This is a genomic window from Paenibacillus agaridevorans (assembly GCF_018604145.1).
In the GTDB taxonomy this organism is placed as follows: Bacteria; Bacillota; Bacilli; order Paenibacillales; family Paenibacillaceae; genus Pristimantibacillus; species Pristimantibacillus agaridevorans.
This window is the reverse complement of sequence record NZ_CP075889.1, coordinates 3149112-3168805: the sequence shown is the minus strand read 5'-3', so window position 1 is coordinate 3168805 and position 19694 is coordinate 3149112. Positions and strand designations below refer to the sequence as shown.

Genomic DNA, 19694 nt, shown 5'->3' with positions numbered 1-19694 from the left:
CGGTATAATTTGGTGATGCTTGTGGAACGGAACTTGGTAACGGCATTACTAAGATGCAGGGGAGACTTGGCGAATGCGTTCGTTTTGGTTATGGTTTGTTCTTTTGTCCGCGGCATTATTGCTGGCAGTGCTTCAGGAAAATGCCGATGGGGATGAGTCGGCGAGGCGCATGTTGTTCTCTGCGCTGCTGCTTGCAGCCTATTTCGCGGCGCCGTTATTGCGGGGAAAACCAGCGGCGTTAACGGCGCTTCTGTGCGGTGCCGCCGTGTTTGCAGCCATTGCATTATGGCCATCCGACGGGCAAGGCCATAATCCTTACCCGCTTCTAGTGTTCGCTTTGCTGGCCGGCAAAGCTGCCTATCGGTTACCCGGGGGTTATGCCGTAATCGTCGGGGCCTTCTCTCTGGCGGGAGCTGCCGCGCCTGCCATAGTGGGGGAGCCCGGTTATCCGCCGCTGTTCCTGCTCCTGTTCGCCATCGCGTTCGGCATAGTCGCCTATCTGGCCGGTACGATGATCGGGGAGCGCGACGAAGCAACGGCGAGAAGCGAGGCGCTGTTAAGCGAATACAGGTTGATGAAGCGCAGGCTGGCGACTAGCGAGGAGGAAGCGCGGCAGGATGAACGAACGCAAGTGGCGCGTGAAATCCATGATTCCGTTGGCCATAAGCTGACGGCGCTGATGATGCAGATCGAGATGCACCGGTTATCCGCGGAAGCGGAATCGAAGGAGATGCTGGCAGAACTTAAGGTGCTGGCCAAAGAAAGTTTGGAGGAGACGAGAAGCGCTGTAAAAACATTAAATAAAGAGGAGGGCGGAGGTTTGGCCGCGATTCTTCGATTGCTGCGCAAATTGGAGGCCGAAAGCCTGATGCGCATCGAATTTACGGTCAAGGACGGCGCTTTGACGGCTCCGCTTGTTCCGGTCCAATCCATCGCGATCTACCGGGCGCTTCAGGAGGCGCTCACCAACGCCATGCGGCATGGGGTCGGCAGGGAAGCGAAGATCAGCTTCGAAGCGCCGGGCGGAGGGAGCGTATTCCGCTTCGAGGTGACGAATCCCGTGAAGCAGGGCGGTGCCTTCTTCGAAGGCTTCGGGCTGCGCGGCATGCGTGAACGTATCAAGGAGACCGGCGGGCAGCTCGAGGTTTCCTCATTCGCGGAAGTGTTTATTGTTAGAGGCACCTATACTTTGGTCGATAAGGAGGTTGAGATAAAGTGATACGTATTTTAATAGCCGAGGATCAAGCGATGGTGCGTCAAGGTCTGAAAATGATGATGGAAACGGATCCCGAGATGATCGTAACAGGGGAGGCGGGAAACGGGAAGGAAGCGATAGCCCTGTGCGAGAAGCAGGTTTTCGATGTGGCCGTGCTCGATATCCAGATGCCGGAGATGTCGGGACTCGAGGCGCTCCGAAGCATTCGTTCCCGCTGGCCTCGCTGCAAGGTGCTGATGCTGACGACCTTTAACGACGACGAATACGCGCTTGAGGCGATGAAGTGCGGAGCGCACGGCTACATGCTGAAGGATGCGGAGCCGGAGGCGTTGGTTCGCTCTATCCGCAGCTGCTTGTCCGGCGGTTTGTCGCTGCAAGAAAATGTGGCGGCGAAGCTGATCCCAAGGCTGCTCGGCGACGCGAAGGAGCCTTCGGTCGATTCGTCGATTACGCCCAGAGAGCTTGCCATCACTAGGCTGGTTGGCGAAGGAAGGAGCAATAAGGAAATTGCCGAGGAGCTCGGACTATCCGTCGGGACGGTCAAGAACCATATCAGCGGCATCATGGACAAGCTGGATCTCCGCGACCGGACGCAGCTTGCCATCTATGCGATTCGTCATGGCATTGTGTAAGCGTCGCTGCAAATAAAATGACGGAAGTCATGGTTGCCTTCCCAATGAGTGACTGAAGACAGTGATCGTACTGTCTTTTTTCTATTACAATTAGACCAAGGCGATACAGAAAGTCTTAGTGGATCGAAATGGAGGGCAACCCATGCTGGAAACAGTGGAGCTTGGCAAAACGTTTAAAGGAAAAACGGCGGTGGACGGCGCCAGCATTTATCTGGAGGAAGGAGAGGCCGTCGGGCTGCTCGGGCCGAACGGAGCGGGCAAATCGACGATGATCTCGATGATCGCTTCCTTGTTGAAGCCGACCTTCGGCGATGTTCGTCTGAACGGGCAAAGCGTGCTGAAAAATCCCGCCATGATCCGCCGGACGCTTGGCGTCGTGCCTCAGGAGATCGCATTGTACGCGGAGTTAAGCGCCTATGAGAACTTGAAGTTTTTTGGCCGAATCTACGGTCTCAAGGGAAAGCTGCTGGAGACGAAGATGCAGGAGGTGCTGGAGATGGTAGGCCTCCGCGAGCGCCAAAAGGAACTGATCCGGACGTTCTCGGGCGGGATGAAACGGCGCATTAATATTGCGGCGGCGCTGCTGCACGATCCCAAGCTCGTTATTATGGATGAGCCGACAGTGGGCATCGACCCGCAGTCCCGCAATCATATTTTGGATACGGTACGCCTCTTGAACCGCGAGAAAGGAACGACCGTCCTGTATACGAGCCATTATATGGAAGAGGTCGAACAGCTGTGCAGCCGCGTCTACATTATGGACCATGGACGGATTATCGCATCCGGTACGCATAATGAACTGGGACGCATCCTGTCCGGTGAGGATACTCTTTATGTAAAGATGAGCGCTCCGAGCCCGGGTTTCGTCCATGAGCTTACAAGTCTTGAATCGGTGAGACAAGCGGAAGAGACCGGAGATGGGGTAAAGCTGATCGTGGCCAAACAAACCAATATTTTGTCCGAGGTAGTGGGAACGGCGGATCGGCATAAGGTGCAGATTCTTAACTTGCATGTCCACTCTCCGAGCTTGGAGGATGTTTTCCTCCACCTCACGGGCCGGAAGCTCCGGGATTGAGGGGGAAGAGATATGGATATTTTTTTTCGGAAAGATTTTCTGACCTACTGGCGAGATCGAAAGGAATTACTGATCGCCATCCTTATGCCGCTTGTTCTCATCTTCGTGATGAGCTTTGCGTTACCGAACTGGTTCGGCAACGAGACGCCTTCCATTCATATGAAGATCGGTTTTGTGGTAGAGGATGATGCAGCGAGCGGAATTGCGGCGTTTAAGGAATCGCTGGGCGGATCAGGCAGGACGGAAGGGGAGATCGCTGCTCTCGCGGCGGCGGCGGATGACTTGAATCCGGTTTTGCTTCTGAGAGGATTGTTGGACAGCGAGGAGTTCCGGGGCATCGCAGAGGTCGTGGAGACAGATGCGGCAGCGGCGCTCGGTCAGCTTGAGAACGGAAAATGGACAGCCATCGTGACGATACCGGCTGGATACACGCAATCGGGTCTTGGCGGCATGCTGCTAGGGCAAGAGGAGACCGTGCCGCTTCGGATAACAGCCGAGGAAACCTCCATGGAGCTGGACGTTCTTCGCGATGTGCTCGGTGATTATTACCGCTCGCTCAATTTCTCCATGGCTATCGATACCGTTATGAAGGCTTCCGGTTTCGTGCCAACGGGAGGAGTCGACGCAGCCCTTGCGCCAATAGGCGGAATCGAACAGGTAGAAGGTTTCCGCATCATTACGTCCAGTCAATATTTTACGTTGTCCATGAGCGTCCTGTTCTCCATGTTTATGGCCATGACGACGGCGACCAAGGCGATGACGGAGAAGAGGGAACATGTTTTCCAGCGTATCTTGCTGTCAGGAGCACGGCCCGTTCAGTATGTTGCGGGGAAGGCGATGTCTACCTTCTGTATGACGATGCTGCAGGCTGTTATCGCGTTTCTTGTTTGCCACTTTGTATTGAACCTATTCCCTGGCGAATCGCTGTCATTCTGGCTTGGCGTTTCGGCGCTTTTGACGGTTTATTGCATCGGAATGGCGGGTTTAGCTACCATCTTTACATCGATTACGTTCCGGTTGAAAGAGGATTCGGCCAGCGGTTTGATGATGATCGTCGTCATGGTGTTCGGTACGCTGGGCGGCGGATTCGTGCCGGTGTACGTGCTTCCGGACTGGATGCGCGGGATCGGCGAATGGACGCCGAACGGGATGGCGCTGGCGGCATACACGGACTGGATCCAACAAGGTATCGTGCCTGATCTATATAAATCTACGGCATTGCTGCTGATCTTTTCCGTAGCGGCTATCATCATCGGAATCGCCATGTTTCCGAGAAAGGGGCGGATCTGATGTCGGCCGTCATGTTATCGCAATGGATGAAGGAAAGACGCTCGCCCTACGTTCTCATGTTATTTATCGTGCTTAGCGTTTTGGCCGTCCTCCTCTTCGGCTCGAGCAACGGAGGCAGCTTGAAGGTCGACGTATTCTCCGATGCCGGAATGCCGGAAGAGCAAGCCTCTCTGCTTGTTGCCCGATTGAACGAAAGCGAAGCGTTCGTGTTCCGCATGTTGGAAGAAGAAGAAGTCAGAAAGAATGTGCAGGAAGGGCGATCGGCGGCAGCCGTACGCTTAATGGCCGAAGACTTTCGCATCCTGGCTTCCGTGAACGATTACAACGTCCAGCTTCTGGAGAGCCAAGTAGCGAGCGTCTACAAGGAGGAACTGCAGATTCGCTCCGCCATGGAAGCTGCCGGCAGTCCGAGCGGTTTTCGCGAAGACGTCTTGCGCTACCTGGAGAATCCTCCGCTGACTATGGAGCTCGCCTCCCCCGATGGGGGGAGCGTTGAATCCTATAATATGGGTCTCCAGTTGACCTTTGCGTTCGCCTTGTTCGTCGTCATGTTCACGATCGGCTTCAAGATCAACGCGATCAACGCCGAGAAGACATCGGGCATATGGGATCGGATGGTGCTTTCGCCTCTGAGCAAAACAGCCATGTACATGGGCCATCTGTCATACAGCACGATTATTGGCTTCATACAGGTCGTTCTTGTGCTTGCGATCCTTCGTTTCGGATTCGGATTCGCCATCGGCGACCGCTATGGAGAGCTGCTGGCCGTATCGCTCCTCTACGTCGTTTCGGTCGTGGCTATGGCCATGCTGTTCACGGGAATTACGCGCACGCCGGAGAAATTCAACATGATCTATCCATCGATCATTCCGGTTATTCCCCTTATCAGCGGAGCATACATGCCGCCGGGCGTATTCGATAACGCGATCCTTCAAGCCTTTGCGCAACTATTCCCGCTGTCGCATGCCATGGATGTCATGATTGGCATCTCCATGCACGACTTCGGCTGGACCGAGCTGTATTTGCCAATTGCGAAGCTGCTTTTAGTCACCGTGCTGTTTATGGGCATCGGCATTAATTTGGTGGAGAGAAACAGGTGACGGATGAGCAACGTTAGGAGAGCATGCTTGATAAGATAGACGCTCTATAAGTTAAACTGACAACCTCAATAAGCGAAATTCCAAAAGTTTTATGCCGACAGTAGCAAACTAACGTATGACGAGGCTGCCCCGAGGTCAAATATGATCTTGGGGCAGTTTTGTTGTTAGCCGGGGAGAGGCTAGCGTGACGCTTTGCTGTAGCACACATTTGAAGCAATGGAAGGAATACGTTTCCTGTAGCATCGCTTTGTTCATGAGGACCAACTCAGTCCGACATTCGGTAGAAGCCGTCCAGTAGCATGCGCGCGAGCTTGTCGACGCTCAGTTTGCGCTTGCCAATGAAAGGAATCTGACTCCAAACGTCGGAGCCCCGATTAGACAAGACGACGAGCCCTTTGCCTTTGTCGCGGTTAAAGGCCGCGAAGCTGCTGGAGCCATATGTGCCTCCGTTATGCCAATGCGTCGTCGACCCGTCCTGCTCTTTGTAGAACATCCAGCTGTATCCGACTCCAATTCCTCTGCTGGCAAAAATCGAATAATGTTCCCTTTGGCATTCGGCGATAGCTTCGGGGAACGGTGTGTTCTCGGGATGCAGGTTGGTTTTCAGGTAATGAAGCATATCCGGCACGGTGGAGCATACGGCGCCTGCGCCTGCCATCGTGTCCTGGAAGTCCCAATGCGGAACGGAGATTCCTTTGGCATTGTATACCGGAACAAGTCCTCCCGCAGCCGGGGCAGGCGCGCCGGAACGGAGCAGCGTATGCATCATGCCTAGCGGTTGAAACAATCGTTCGTTGAAGGCATGAGACAAGCTCATATTTAACCGCTTGGCCAGAATCCAGCCCAGAAGGCCGAAGCCATAGTTGGAATAGGCATGCCGATTGCCGGATTTCAAAGGTTCCGCTAATACGGCCTCCGTTATATGCTGATCCGAGTAACTCGCATATGGATTCTGTTTATCCGTTATCGTGGCCCTGAAGTTGCCGGGCATTCTCGGCAGGCCCGCCGTATGGGTCGCTAGCTGACGCAAGGTCGTTGCGGAGGCGAAAGGACTGCCCGTCAATTCAGGCGCGAGATCGGAGAGTTTGTTGTCGACGCTCCAAATGCCTTCCTGCTCGCCTATGGCGAGCAGGAAGCCGGTCATTGTTTTGGTTATGGAGCCGACTTCGTATAACGATTCCGCGTGATCAGCATCCGGCTCAGTCAGCCATTGTCCATTGCGCCAGTAGCGAGTCCCTGCCTTATCGATTAAGCCAATCGCTAATCGGTGACCCGGAGCGTTGCTCCAGCGATCGACGTTCTTTTCCTGCATCACGTTATCCAGTATGTGTTCCACGAGACCATCCCCTTTTGATCATTGATCGTATTATGGTTATTCGACGAGTCGGTTGCCGATCCTTTTGGGGATAAGGGGCACGGTTTGCAGGAGTTTTTGAGTGCTGGAGAGCTGGAACGCTGGAGTACCGGTGTTGGAGAGCTAGTGCAAGCATACGCCTTTGGCTATTTTAACAAACGATACAACAATTGAGCGAAAATACACATTTAAGATGAAGTCAGAGCCATTTTTTCGTACATTTGTACATATATACACAAATAAAGATTCAACGAGTTTCCGAAGGTCGATAGGAAGCGAGAATTTGTGTATTTTCGTACAATTTGCTGTACAGGGCCCCATTTGTTCAAAGAAATTGGGGAGAAATGTACAAATGTGCAGAAAGTTGCGAATAACGTCCTATGAGAGGCCGTCGATTCATTGTGTGCAAAACTGGAAATGAAGCTGCAATCAATCATGGCCCGCCTGTTAACGGAAATGGGGGCCCTTATATGGATCGTTTGGCGTGATATTTAAATCTAAACGGAACTCTGCGACGTTATTCGTGAGAAATCCAGGCAAACTGCGGACTTTTGCCCATCATAAGAGCTGTCAGTTCCTTTAGATTTGCGAAGTGCTGCTTTTTGCCGAAATAACGCCTTTCAGTTCCGTTACAGTTGCTCCCGTTCATTTTTTACCGGACACTTGCCCGCAATTTCATCTTTGCACAATTTCATTGGGACGGGAAGTTTGAGCAACGCGCTGACGAAAAAAAGCGGCACAGGGTGGCAATTGCCAAATCCTGATACCGCCGGTTGTTAAACGCTAGCCATTTATAAGTTTGCAGCTTATTGGGGCTTGGAATGACCGGAATGGAACGACCTGCGCTGCCGGAGGACAGCTCTGCCAGAGGACGGTGCAGCCGCTTGTTACATGCTGCAGACACTTATGTCAGCTTTATGGAAACGTCAGAGGACGGCGCAACCGTTTCGCCTTGTTTCATGTTGCAGTCGCTATGTCAGCTTTATGGAAACGCCAGAGGACGGTGTGGCCGTTTCTCTTTGTTTCATGTTGCAGTCGCTCTTTGTTTCATGTTGCAGTCGCTATGTCAGCTTAATCGAAACGGCATGTTCACCGCCCCGATCTTCCAGTTCTATATAGGCTTCGGGTCCCGCCTCCAGATCGAACGAGGCGCCTTCGTTATGCTCCCGCTTGAAATCCAGCAGATAACGGGTCTCGCCGAATCGGTAGGCGACCTTAAAGCCCGGCCAATCGGACGGCACGCAAGGATTTAAGTAAAGCTTGTCGCCTAACTTGCGAATGCCGAGAATCCATTCGATGCCGCTTTGGTACATCCAACTGGAGGCGCCGGTATACCAGGTCCAGCCCGCATGGCCCTGATGCGGCTCGGCCGTATACACATCCGCCGCCATAACGTAAGGTTCGCCGTAATAGGTCCGAACCTCGCGGTCGGTCCGCGTATGGTTGATGGGATTGAGCATGCGGAACAGCTCGAACGCCTTGTCGCCGCGGCCCAGCTTGCTCCAGGCGACGATGCTCCAGATGACGCCGTGCGTGTACTGTGCGCCGTTCTCGCGGATGCCCGGCGGATACCCCTGGATATAGCCGGGGCTCGGCTCGGTCCGATCGAAAGGCGGCGTCAGCAGGCGCACGACCGACATCTCGCGGTCGACGAGCTCGCGATCGAACGATTGCATCGCTTGCAGCGCCCGATCCTCCGGCGCGGCGCCGGAGATGACGGACCAGGACTGCGCGATGGCGTCGATTCGGCATTCCTCATTGTAAAGCGAGCCGAGCCAGGTGCCCCCGTCCGTAAAGGCTCTTCGGTACCATTGACCATCCCATCCATGCTCATGTATCGCGTCCGCCAGCTTGTCCCGCTCGAGGAGGTACTTCTCGCCCCGATCCCGCTCTCCGCGCGACACGCATAACGGCTCAAGCCTGCGCAGTACTTCGCATAGGAACCAGCCCAGCCAGACGCTTTCGCCGCGGCCTTCGTCACCGACGAGATTCATGCCGTCGTTCCAGTCGCCGACGCCAATGTGCGGCAAGCCATGCTCGCCGATTCGCGATCGTGCCTTATCGACGGCTCTGACGCAATGCTCGTAGACCGTTCCGCTATGAGACGAACGGATCGTCTCCTCGTACCGTTCATGTTCGCCTTCCCGCAGCGTGTCGCTTGTAATGTAAGGGACAAGCTCATCCAGAATTGTGGCGTCCCCCGTATGCTCGATGTACCGGCTGACGGTGTACGGAAGCCAGAGCAGATCGTCCGAAAACAAGGTGCGGATGCCGCGGCTTGTCTCTTCGTGCCACCAGTGTTGTACGTCTCCTTCCTCGTACTGATGGGAGGCGCTAAGTAAAATTTGTTTTCTCGTCAGCTCCGGTCTGGTATGGAGGATAGCGAGAGAATCCTGCAGTTGGTCGCGGAAGCCGAATGCGCCGCCCGCTTGATAGAAGGCCGTTCGGGCCCACATCCGGCAAGCCAGCGATTGATACAGCAGCCAGCCGTTGAGCAGAATGTTCGTCTCCTGCGAAGGCGTGTCGACGACGATTTGGCCCAGCGTCTCCGCCCAGTAACTCGAAGTTTCCTGCCAGGCTTCGTCGCAACGGCTGGCGCTGGCGTAACGCTCCGCGAGCTCGGCGGCGTGTTTGCGGGAGGTGCCGCATCCAAGCAGCAGGATCACTTCCGTTTCCTCGCCAGGCTGCAGGGTCAGCTTGCGCTGAACGGCTCCGCAGCTGGCGTAATGAACGCCGGTTTGCTTGTCCAGTCTGGCGCGCGACAGTGCGGCTGGCTGGAGCACGCTGCCGTTGCGGCCGATGAAGCCGAGCTGATCGGATGTCCAGGATACTTCCTGATCTTCGCCTTCCGCCCGTTCCGGGAAGATGCCGAGGAAAGGCGTCGCTTCCCGGAATATTTCCTGATAACGGTTTTGCGCGGTCAAGATTTTGGCATCCTCGTCCCATTCGCTGGAGATGAAGGAGGCGTTGCTCTGCCGCTGCACGCCGATCACCCATTCCGCATAATACGTAACCGACAGCTTCCTGGGCGTTTCGGAGTCGTTGCGCAGCTTGAGCCGCATAATTTTGACGGGATCCTCCATCGGCACGAATAACGAGAGCTCATGGCGAATACCCCCGCGTTTATGCTCGAAAGACGTGCTTCCAAGGCCGTGCGTGACGAGGTACGACGCTGCGTTCGCACCCGCTGACGGCGTAAGCGTCCAAACCAGACTCGACTCTTCGTCCCGCAGGAAACCGAGCTCGCCGGGCGTGTCGAGAACAGGGTCATTGGACCACGGAGTCAGCTTGCATTCCCGACTGTTGCGCCAGAATGTATAACCCGTGCCAAGTTCCGATACGATGGCTCCGAACCCGGGATTGGACAGAACATTGATCCATGGCGCGGGAAGATGATTGCCGCCTTTGATCAAAAGCTTGTATTGCTTGCCGTCCGCCGCGAATCCGCCCCAGCCGTTGTAGAACAAGACATCCCTGGGGTCGAGGGAGACGCTGACGGATGACTCCTCGGGATTCTGCGAAAAGTCTTCGCGAGTCTGGAGCATCGCAGATTCGGAATCTTCGGCAGCTATTGCGCCGGCGCGAGCTTTCCTGCCAGGGCCGCGTTCCGCGGCTCGCTTTAAGCCTCGGGAGCCTTCGCCGGCCTCGCCGCTGCGGCGAAGCAGCTTTAACTGCACGGCCAAGGATGGTCCGTTCGCCTTCAGGGTCAATCGTGCAACGGCAAGTATGAGCGTCAGATTGTCCGCCGACAGCTGCTTGGCCGGGAGTACGACTATGCTGCCATGACCGGCTCCGAATCGGTCTACGCCATGCTCAACCGCCCGGCTAAGCGCGTCCTGCAGTTCCTGTTCGTATCCCTCCTCCGATCCGTTGAGGAGAGCGAGATCGAAACGGATGCCGAGTCTGCGCAAATATTCGTGTCCCGCCAGCAGCTTCATTATAAAGGGCATCCGGCTCCGACTGTCGATCTCCGCGGCGACGAGAGGTCTGTCGCCAGAGATGCCGAATGCCCAGAGGCCTGGCTGCCCTTTAACATTAGCCTCGATCCGCTGGGCCCGCTCGCCGCTGAGGGGCGGCGTATAAAGCACTTGGGCGGCCAGCCGCTGGAAGACAAAGGCGTCCGCAAGCTCCAGGCCGAGACTGCGCAGCTCGATGCGGCTGCGAGTCCAGGCAAGCTGGAAGGCACGCTCCGCCGTGTGAGACTTCGTCAGACTCGAGGCCCCGTCCAAGGCGGCTTCTCTAGTCGCAGCCACGGAGGTCACCGCGTAAAGAACGACTTGTCGCCCCGGCTCGATCCCGACGCGCCTGCGCATAACGAAGGCTGGATCGGCGACGGAGCCCGTCTTCCCCTTAAGACGAGTCCGAATGCTTTGGGGCTCCTCGAGCTGATAACCTCGACCGATAAACGCCATGCGGTCGGTTTCGAACTCCAACCCGCCGACCGTCGTTCCTTCCGCGCTGAGGGAGTGGGCGGCCCATAACGCTTGTTCCTTCGCCTCCCTTTTGCGGCGGCTGGCAACGAGACAGCCGCTGCTCTCCTCATAGGCGGTACGAATGAACAGCTTGCTGAATGCGGTGTGGGCCTCGTCCGCGATGGGGTTCGCCAGGGCGAGCTCCACGAAGGTGGTTACTTCCAGCAGCTTGGGCTCGCTGCCGTTGTTCGTCAGCGTAATGCGCCGGACCTCGGCGTCGCTCTCGGGCGATACGCATATTTCCATCCGGGCGGAAACCTCGTCGAAGCTTTGCTCGAACGTTGCTTTGTCCGGCTCGAACCGGACGCGAAGATCCTGCATATCCGTACGGCAAGGCTGAAAGGAGGGGGACCACACGCTCCCTGACGAGACATCCCGAATGTAGATGAAGGTGCCCCATGAATCACGCACGGGATCTTCTCTCCAGCGCGATACGAGCAAGCCTTCATAACTGCTGTATCCGCTGCCGCTTGCCGTAACGACGGTGCTAAAGCGTCCGTTGGATAATACGCATGCTTCAGGAGCGGCCGTATGCGGCGATTTGAATTCGCGAACAGGCTCGTTCGCCGTTTCCTTCGTCTCGCGCTCTTCCTGCAGCCGATGCAGGGAGGGATGGCGGATCAGCTTGGTACGGCTCGGTATCCGTTCCTGCAGCAGCAGCTCGGCGGCGCGAACCTCCTTGTTGCGATGAAAGCGGTCGATCATGGATTGCGGCAGCAGCAGGTTCGACAAGGTGAGCATGCTCATGCCTTGATGATGCGCCATAAAGCTCAAAATGACGGCGTGTTTGCCGTCCTGCTTGAGCCGGCGTGGAGTAAAGTCCAGCGCTTCATAATAACCGTACTGGCCTCGTCCCCCGAGCTTATCCATTTGGCCCAGCGCAAGCATCCCTTCGGCGGGAGCGTAAGGAAGGGCCATAATCGTGGCATATGGCGCCAAGACGAGATCCTGCTCCAGACCGCGCTTGAAGCCCAGTCCCGGCACGCCGAATGCACGGTACTGATAATTCAATTGATGATCGAAGGCGAAGTAGCCCGACTCGGATATGCCAAATGGCACGCGGCGCTCCTTGGCGTATTGGATCTGGCGGTTGACAACGGCCTTGTAGGTGCTGTCCCAGACGGTATTCCGATAGGTGCGCATAAGCAGCCATGGCATCATATATTCGAACATCGTGCCGGACCACGAGAGCAATGCAGGTTTCCCGGAAACCTTGGTCATCGTCCTGCCAAGCGCGTTCCAATGCGAGACGGGAACCTGTCCCATGGCGATTGCGACGAAGCTTGCCTGCCGCGCTTCCGAAGCCAGCAGGTCATACAAAACCTCGTCGCGCTCGCGTCTGGTGACATGGTAGCCGAGCGAGAACAGGTTGCTTCGCGGATCGTAAAGCGCACGGAAGTCCGTATCCCGCGCCAGAGCGTCGATTCGCGCAAGCAAACGACTGCCGCGGCTCATCAGCTCGGAGCCTCCCCGCGAGCCTAGCTCGCCGGCGAAAGCGACCTCGAAGCGGCCGCCCCCGTAACGGCCGGACTCTTGCTGACGAGTCCCCTCGGCGTTACTGCCCCAGTCCGCCTGCATCCATTCCAGCAGACCTTCCTTAACCGCTATAAGCGAGGCGACCAGATTACCGGAATCCACCGTCGAGACATACACGGGCTGCAGAGGAGCAAGGGACTCCGTATCATACCAGTTGTAGAGATGGCCGTCCCACTTCTCCATGCGTTCCATCGTCCCGATCGTCCGCTCCAGGCGCACGATAAGACCTTCCGTATCGATAAAGCCGAAGTCTCTGGCCGCGACCGCGCATAACGCGTACATCCCGATATTGGTAGGGGAGGTCCGGTGAGCGATGCCTCGGTCCGGTTCGATCTGGACATTGTCCGGCGGGAGCCAGTTGTCTCCCTCCGTCACGTAATCCTCGTAAAAGGACCAAATATCGCTGGCCAGCTTAAAAAGCTCTTGGTGTTGTTTTTCCGAGAAACCGGACTCCGCGCGTTCGGGAGAGCCGTCGAGCCATTTCACGACGAGCGGAGCGGTGCACCACAACAGCGCCAAGACGAGACCGATCGTCGTTGCAGCGGACGATATCCCCGGCGCCATCAGCACGCTTGCGGCCATAAGTGCGGTCAGCGCGTAACCGCCAGCCATTGCCGACAGAGGCGGCGCGCCTTTGCTGTCGGCTATCCGCTCGACTTCGGCTTGGCTCGTCCATTCCAGCAGCCGCCGTCTGGTCAGCAGCAGCCGATACAGCGTTCGTATTATTCCGTCGAGCAGCATGGCGCTTTGGAAAGGGAGCGTCAAAAGAGTGAGGCAGGCATGGGCGGCTGATCGCAACAAAGCGGATGGACGGCGAATCCAGTGCGAGACGGACAACAGCGCGCGGAACACCGGAAGCAGCAGTGTCAGCAGCACGATGCCATACCATGCCATGGCAAAGCCGGGCAGCGGTCCCGCCAGCAGCAGCAAAGCCATCAGCGCGGGCTGCAGCAAGCTGCGGCGCATATTGTCGGCAATCTGCCAGCGCGTCATGAGCGACAAGGCGGTCGGAATACGTTCGCCGCGGGCGTTGCGCGCCGAGTTGGCTAGCCATGGCAGCAGCTGCCAGTCGCCGCGCGTCCATCGATGCAACCTTTTCTGCTGCGCCAGAAAGGTTGGCGGGTGATCGTCGATCAGCTCGATATCCGACAGCAGACCCGCCCGAAGGAAGCCGCCTTCCAGCAAATCGTGGCTGAGCACGGCGTTTTCCGGAATTCGTCCGCCCAGCACGCGGTGAAAGACATCCACGTCCAAGATGCCTTTGCCGGTGAATATGCCTTGCCCGATGGCGTCCTGGTAAGGGTCCGATACCGCAAAGGCGTAAGGATCTAGTCCGGGCTCGGATGCAAACAGCGCCGTCAGTCTCGACTTGTGCGCGCTCTCGTATGTCATGCCGATGCGCGGCTGGAGCACGCCGTAACCTTCAACGACCTTCCGCCCGCTCTCATCGAGGCGCGCGCGGTTGTAAGGCAAGTGGATCGCGCCGATCATGCGGCGAGCGCTCTCCAGCGGAAGTCTCGTATCCCCGTCGAGAGTAATGACATATCGGATCTCGCCGAGCCGGGATTCGTCGCCGATTACGGTATCGAAGCTGGTATGGCGATCGCCTTGCAGCAGCTTGACGAATTCCTCCAGCTTGCCCCGCTTGCGCTCCCAGCCCATCCATGTCCGTTCGGAGGGATTCCATTGACGCTTGCGATGGAAGAGATGGAAGGAGGTATCCGGATATTTCCGGTTGAGCCGATCGATGCCCGATCGGGCGATGCGAAGCAGCTCTTCATCCTCTGGCAGCTTCTCTTCCGCGGCGTCCTGGAAATCGCTTAATATGCCGAAGCGGATATGAGGATCCCGATTGGCGAGATAATGCAGCTCCAGTCTGTCCAGCGTTGCGGCAACATGGTCCCCCCGACTCCAAATGACGGGAATGACGACTATCGTGGCCGCATCTTCCGGCACGCCTTTGGAGAAGTCGTAGCGAAGCAGACGATCGGGTCTGGTGACGCGTTCGATCAGCCAATGTACGGCTGTAACCGCCCATTCGCTGGCGGGAATCAGCAGCAGCGCGAATGCCAGCGCCAGACTGCCTGCAGAAGCAGGCGCCTGTAAGCCGCCGACGGTGACCGTCAGGGAAACGGCCAGAACGGTTAATGTGCCTAACGCGAGCAGCTGCATATATAAGCCCGAGGCACGGCGTTTGAAGCCGGCCTGCGGCAGAGCCCCGGTTTTGCCGCATAGCTTGAGAGCGGCCTGCAGCAGCCGCATGCCGCGCGCATCCAACAAATAGAATGCGGCAAAGCAAGGTCTGGATGGCAGCTGCATCGACCCGGTATCGTCGGATGACCCCAATGCTTGCATCGAATAAGCCTCGTCGGCCAGTCTTACGGCTTCGGTCGCAACCAGATTTTCCGGCACGGCCATTCGGCGGGCGAGAAGCTCTACGCGATGGCGCAACGTATGGCGGCTCCCGCTGTCCAGTCGGGCATAATCCCCGGCTTGTTCCGTCCGAAGCGTGCGTTCTATGATGCTGATGCGCTCGAAAAGCTCGCTAAAGTCCCAGCGGGAGAGCTTCCTTAAGCTGCTTATGACATTGCCGGCGCTGACTTGGTATTCGGCTTGCAATCGGTATTCATATGAGAGGATGGAGTCCAGATCTTCCGGCGGGTTCTCCAGCTTGCAGACAAGCCATTCCCCGACATGGGCGGTGTCCTCGGCATGATCCCGCAAATGTTTGATCAAATGAACGATCATAGCGCCGGAGAGAGGAAGCTCCACACGTTCCGCATCAAGGGCGGCCTTGAACGTCTCTGGCGTCAGCTCGGAAGCGGGTATGCCCGCGAGCATTTTTTCCACCTGGTCGCAGACGTTTCGCCGCTCCTGCAGAGGCTCCACGACTGAAGCCAGCTTGCGGACGAGCTCCATCTTGAGGAAGAGCGGCAGCGACCAGGCTTCCGCCGCTGTAAGAACGGCCACCTCCTGATAGGCATCGAGGAATTCGGCGAATATATTTTCGTCCAGCACCCCGTCGCCATAGGCCAGGTAGGATTCGCAAAGAGAAGCAGCCCGAGTTCGGGCGCCGGTTTCCAGCGTTGGCAGCCGCTTGGCCGGAAAATCCGCCAGCGCTTCGCGAATTTCCCCCAGCTCGGCTTCGAGAAACTCGGAATGGTCGAGCAGCCACTCATCGGCAGGTTGCCCGCAGACCGTGCTTCCGTTGTTTAATTCGGCAATATACGCGCGAAGCTCCCGAATATCCTCCTCCATTCGGTTCCACAGCGCTGCCGAAGAAATCCTTTTGCCGCTGGGATCATGCTCCAGAGCAAGCCTGTGCGCGAGCTCCCGCATTTTTTCCAGATTCATTTCCATTCCAATAATCCCCCATGGGCGTTATTTGCTAATATAAATTCACCTCATTACCATTCCGCTAATTGGCGAATTTTATAAGTCGATAGGAAGAAAGAGTTTCATATTTTAGTCGGAGGCCGTTTAAATTCCGTTTAAATTCCCGCGATATGATGCCCTTATGGAAGCAATCAACAGAGTACAGGATAGGAGGAAATACGATGGTCATACTTTCGAAAACTACAAAGGGCATGGCGCAGGAGTGGGCGGTCGAAGCGAAGGGACTCGTCAAGACCTTCGGAAATAACCGGGCCGTGGACGGAGTGGATCTCCAAGTTAAGGCGGGAAGCATCTATGGGGTGCTGGGCCCGAACGGAGCAGGCAAAACGACGACGATCCGGATGCTGGCAACGCTGCTTCGTCCCGACTCGGGTTCTGCACAGATCTTCGGCCATGACGTAGCCAAGGAAGCTCAGATCGTTCGCCAATTGATCGGCGTTACGGGACAGTACGCCTCGGTCGACGAATCGCTCAGCGCGACGGAGAATCTTGTTATATTCTCTAGGCTGCTAGGTTTGGGAAGAGGCGAAGCGAAGCGCAAGGCAGTGGACTTGTTGGAGGAATTCGGATTGTCGGAGGCGGCGAAGCGGCCGCTCAAGGAGTTCTCGGGAGGCATGAGGCGCCGCCTGGACCTGGCGGCCAGCCTGATCTCGCAGCCTCCGCTCATCTTTCTCGATGAGCCGACGACAGGACTGGACCCGCGAACGAGATCCCAGATGTGGGATACGATCAGACGACTTGTAAAAACGGGTTCTACGGTTTTGCTGACAACGCAATACTTGGACGAAGCCGATCAGCTGGCGGATCGGGTAGCCGTAATCGATCACGGACGCGTCGTAGCCGAAGGTACGGTCAACGAGCTCAAGGCGTCGGTAGGCACTTCATCGCTGCACTTAAACATCGAGGATCCGGGAAATCTGGCGCAAGCCAAGCGTATCATCGAAGAGGTATTGGGGACGAAGGCCGGCAACACGGCGGAGGCAGGTACGATTACGGCGCCAATGGCGAATGCGGATGCTGTGACGGATCTTCTCCTTGCCCTTCGGGGGGCCGGGATTCCGCTGTCGGAGTTCAGCGTCCAGAAGCCGACGCTCGACGAGGTGTTCCTGACGATTACGGGGCAGGATAAAGTCAGCGTGAAAACATCCGAGGGAGCCGGAGCGACTAAGAAAGAGGTGGCAATAGGATGAACCATTCGACAACGGGAACCTCTGTCAACGGGAAGCTGCGCAATTACACCGGTCTCGGCCAGACGATACGAAACTCTCTTACGATGGCTTACAGGGGGCTGCTCAAAATCAAACGGACGCCGGAGCAGCTCTTCGACGTCACGCTCCAGCCCATCATTTTTACCTTGATGTTTACTTACATCTTCGGCGGCGCCATCTCCGGCGACGTGCAGAGCTACTTGCCGGTCATTATTCCCGGCATTCTCGTGCAGACGGTCATTACGACCTCTCTCGTGACGGGCGTCCAGCTCCGGGAGGATATGGACAAAGGGGTGTTCGACCGGTTCAAGTCGCTCCCGATCGCCCGTATTGCTCCGCTTGCAGGGGCGCTCTTGGCCGACACGGTGCGTTATACCATCGCTACGACTTTGACCTTCGCCATGGGTTATATCATGGGATATCGTCCCGAAGCGGGGTTTGGGACGGTTGCGCTCGCCAGCGTGCTGGTCATCTTTTGCGCATGGGCGATCAGTTGGATCTTCGCCTTCTTCGGCGTCATCGCAAGAACGGCTTCCAGCGTGCAAGGCATCTCCATGCTGGCGTTATTCCCCTTGACGTTTTTATCTAACGCCTTTGTTCCGGTCGAGACCATGCCGAAGTGGCTGCAGTGGTTCGTTAACGCGAATCCCGTATCCCATCTCATCTCTGCCGTGAGGGAACTAACCCAAGCCGGCACCGTCGGCCAGCATTTATTCATTTCATTGGCAGGAGCCGCAGTCATCGTGATCGTGTTCGCTCCTCTGACGGTGCGCGCGTATATGCGCAAGACGTGACGGTCGACCATTGCTTGCTCCTAGGCAAAATATGACCAGAACCGAGGTTGCCGCGATCATTAAAAAAACGTCGATTATTTCGGCGTTTTTTCTATTGCTATGGAAATTCGAATGTTCGCTGCATACCTAAAGCGGTTCCTCACCGCCCGTTTTATTCGCTGATAGGTTTGGGTATAAATAACAGGGGCAACGTTCCTCCGGGGAAGGGGTTGATGGTCATGCACATGAACGTAACGGAAATTGATATGAATATACTTCGCGCGCTCGAGGCAGGGGATAAAGTACAGTTTCTTGCTCTGGCCGAGGAGCTCCAACCGTATGATCTGGCAGGCGTATACGATCGGTTGCCAGGCAAACAACGTGCCGGATTCGTTATCTATCTCACCATGGAGCTTCTGACCGCCATGGTCGGAGAGATGGAGCGGGAACCGCAAATCGAGGTGTTCGAGCTGCTCGGCGTAGAGCGGACGGCTCAACTTATGGACCGAATGGACAAGGACGATTTGGCTGGGCTGCTAGGCGGGTTGTCCGAGGAGAGGAAGCAGTCCTTTCTGGATTATATGAAGGAAGAGGAGTCTCAGGCCGTTCGGCATCTCATGACCTATGCGCCCGAAACGGCGGGGCGGATCATGACGAACCGGTATGTCTGGATTCCTTTGCATTTTACGGTGCGCAATGCCGTGGAGAAACTGAAGGAATTCGCTGAAATCGCCGAGTCGATCAGTTATTTGTATGTTGTTGACGACGTGAAAAGGCTGCTCGGCGTCGTGTCGTATCGCGATCTTATTTTGGCGGATGCGGAAGAGCGGATTGCCGACATTATGTACGAGAGGGTTATTTCTGTACCTTCCGACATGGACCAAGAGGATGTAGCGCGCATGATCGAAAGATATGATTTTATTGCTGTACCCGTCGTGGAGGATGGCGGAATATTGGTCGGAATCGTCACTGTCGACGATATCATCGACGTCGTCATTCGCGAGGCTTCCGAGGATATCGCAAAGCTGTCCGCGTCGGGCAAGTCGATCGACTTCGATACGAAGGCGATCGTTGCCGCTTGGCGGCGCTTGCCATGGTTAATCTTGCTGCTGCTGATTGGCATTATATCCGGAACGATTATTAGCCGATTCGAGGAAACGTTGGACAAAGTAGTGGCTTTGGCATTTTTTATGCCCATGATTGCCGGCATGACCGGCAATACGGGTACGCAATCCCTGGCGGTCGTTGTACGGGGGCTGACCACCAGGGAAGCGACTAGCGGCGTCATTAAACGGCTCATTTGGCGAGAATTACTGGTGGGATTGATGATTGGAGGCATTTGCGGCACGCTCATTTCCGTTATCGCCTACATTTGGCAAGGAAGTCCGGTCTTGGGACTGGTGGTGGGAAGCTCGCTTGTCGTGACGCTCGTTATCGGCACGCTTGCCGGAACGGTAATTCCAATCCTTCTGTACAGGCTTAAGGTGGATCCGGCCGTTGCATCGGGTCCGCTCATTACAACGCTTAACGACATATTGTCCCTCCTTATTTACTTTGGTATAGCGACGGCTTTTCTGGAATATCTGATTTAAAATTGCCTATCGGAACTAATGTAGGTTACCCGGGTGAAAACGTTGGCAAA

At 56.3% G+C, this 19694-nt stretch carries 10 protein-coding genes; 8 read left to right on the top strand and 2 right to left on the bottom strand.

The genetic code is table 11. The features are described from left to right. Window positions 1–73: 73 nt before the first annotated feature. The 5 genes from KJW29_RS13590 (at window position 74) to KJW29_RS13570 (ending at window position 5313) form a co-directional block, all read left to right on the top strand. A complete protein-coding gene (locus tag KJW29_RS13590; protein ID WP_214630163.1) occupies window positions 74–1219 on the top strand; it encodes a sensor histidine kinase in 1146 nt (381 codons plus the stop codon). Next, window positions 1216–1848 (top strand): response regulator, encoded by a 633-nt coding sequence (locus KJW29_RS13585; protein WP_214630162.1) that lies wholly within the window; start codon window positions 1216–1218, stop codon window positions 1846–1848. The genes KJW29_RS13590 and KJW29_RS13585 overlap by 4 nt, the downstream gene beginning before the upstream one ends. A gap of 142 nt (window positions 1849–1990) precedes the next feature. After that, the gene (locus KJW29_RS13580; RefSeq protein ID WP_214630161.1) at window positions 1991–2923 is read left to right on the top strand and encodes an ABC transporter ATP-binding protein; all 933 of its coding nucleotides are present in this window, start codon (window positions 1991–1993) and stop codon (window positions 2921–2923) included. Window positions 2924–2935: 12 nt separating this feature from the next. After that, window positions 2936–4213, top strand: coding sequence for an ABC transporter permease (locus KJW29_RS13575; RefSeq protein WP_214630160.1), 1278 nt, complete (start codon window positions 2936–2938; stop codon window positions 4211–4213). Then, window positions 4213–5313 (top strand): ABC transporter permease, encoded by a 1101-nt coding sequence (locus KJW29_RS13570; protein WP_214630159.1) that lies wholly within the window; start codon window positions 4213–4215, stop codon window positions 5311–5313. Before KJW29_RS13575 ends, KJW29_RS13570 begins: the two co-directional genes overlap by 1 nt. Before the next feature lie 265 nt (window positions 5314–5578). On the opposite strand, the gene KJW29_RS13565 is transcribed toward KJW29_RS13570, so the two are convergent. Beyond that, the gene (locus tag KJW29_RS13565) at window positions 5579–6649 is read right to left on the bottom strand and encodes a serine hydrolase domain-containing protein (RefSeq protein WP_214630158.1); all 1071 of its coding nucleotides are present in this window, start codon (window positions 6647–6649) and stop codon (window positions 5579–5581) included. A gap of 1079 nt (window positions 6650–7728) precedes the next feature. Beyond that, window positions 7729–16035: a glycoside hydrolase family 94 protein gene (locus KJW29_RS13560; RefSeq protein ID WP_214630157.1), complete on the bottom strand. Its 8307-nt coding sequence runs from the start codon at window positions 16033–16035 to the stop codon at window positions 7729–7731. Window positions 16036–16232: 197 nt separating this feature from the next. Here KJW29_RS13560 and KJW29_RS13555 point away from each other — a divergent pair, with 197 nt between their 5' ends. The 3 genes from KJW29_RS13555 (at window position 16233) to mgtE (ending at window position 19644) form a co-directional block, all read left to right on the top strand. Next, window positions 16233–17261: an ATP-binding cassette domain-containing protein gene (locus KJW29_RS13555; RefSeq protein WP_246608713.1), complete on the top strand. Its 1029-nt coding sequence runs from the start codon at window positions 16233–16235 to the stop codon at window positions 17259–17261. Next, on the top strand, window positions 17258–18073 hold the full coding sequence (locus tag KJW29_RS13550; RefSeq protein ID WP_214630156.1) for an ABC transporter permease: 816 nt from the start codon (window positions 17258–17260) through the stop codon (window positions 18071–18073). The genes KJW29_RS13555 and KJW29_RS13550 overlap by 4 nt, the downstream gene beginning before the upstream one ends. 212 nt (window positions 18074–18285) lie before the next feature. Then, entirely contained in the window at window positions 18286–19644 is a 1359-nt protein-coding gene (gene mgtE / locus KJW29_RS13545) for a magnesium transporter (RefSeq protein ID WP_214630155.1), read from the top strand. Window positions 19645–19694 lie beyond the last annotated feature (50 nt).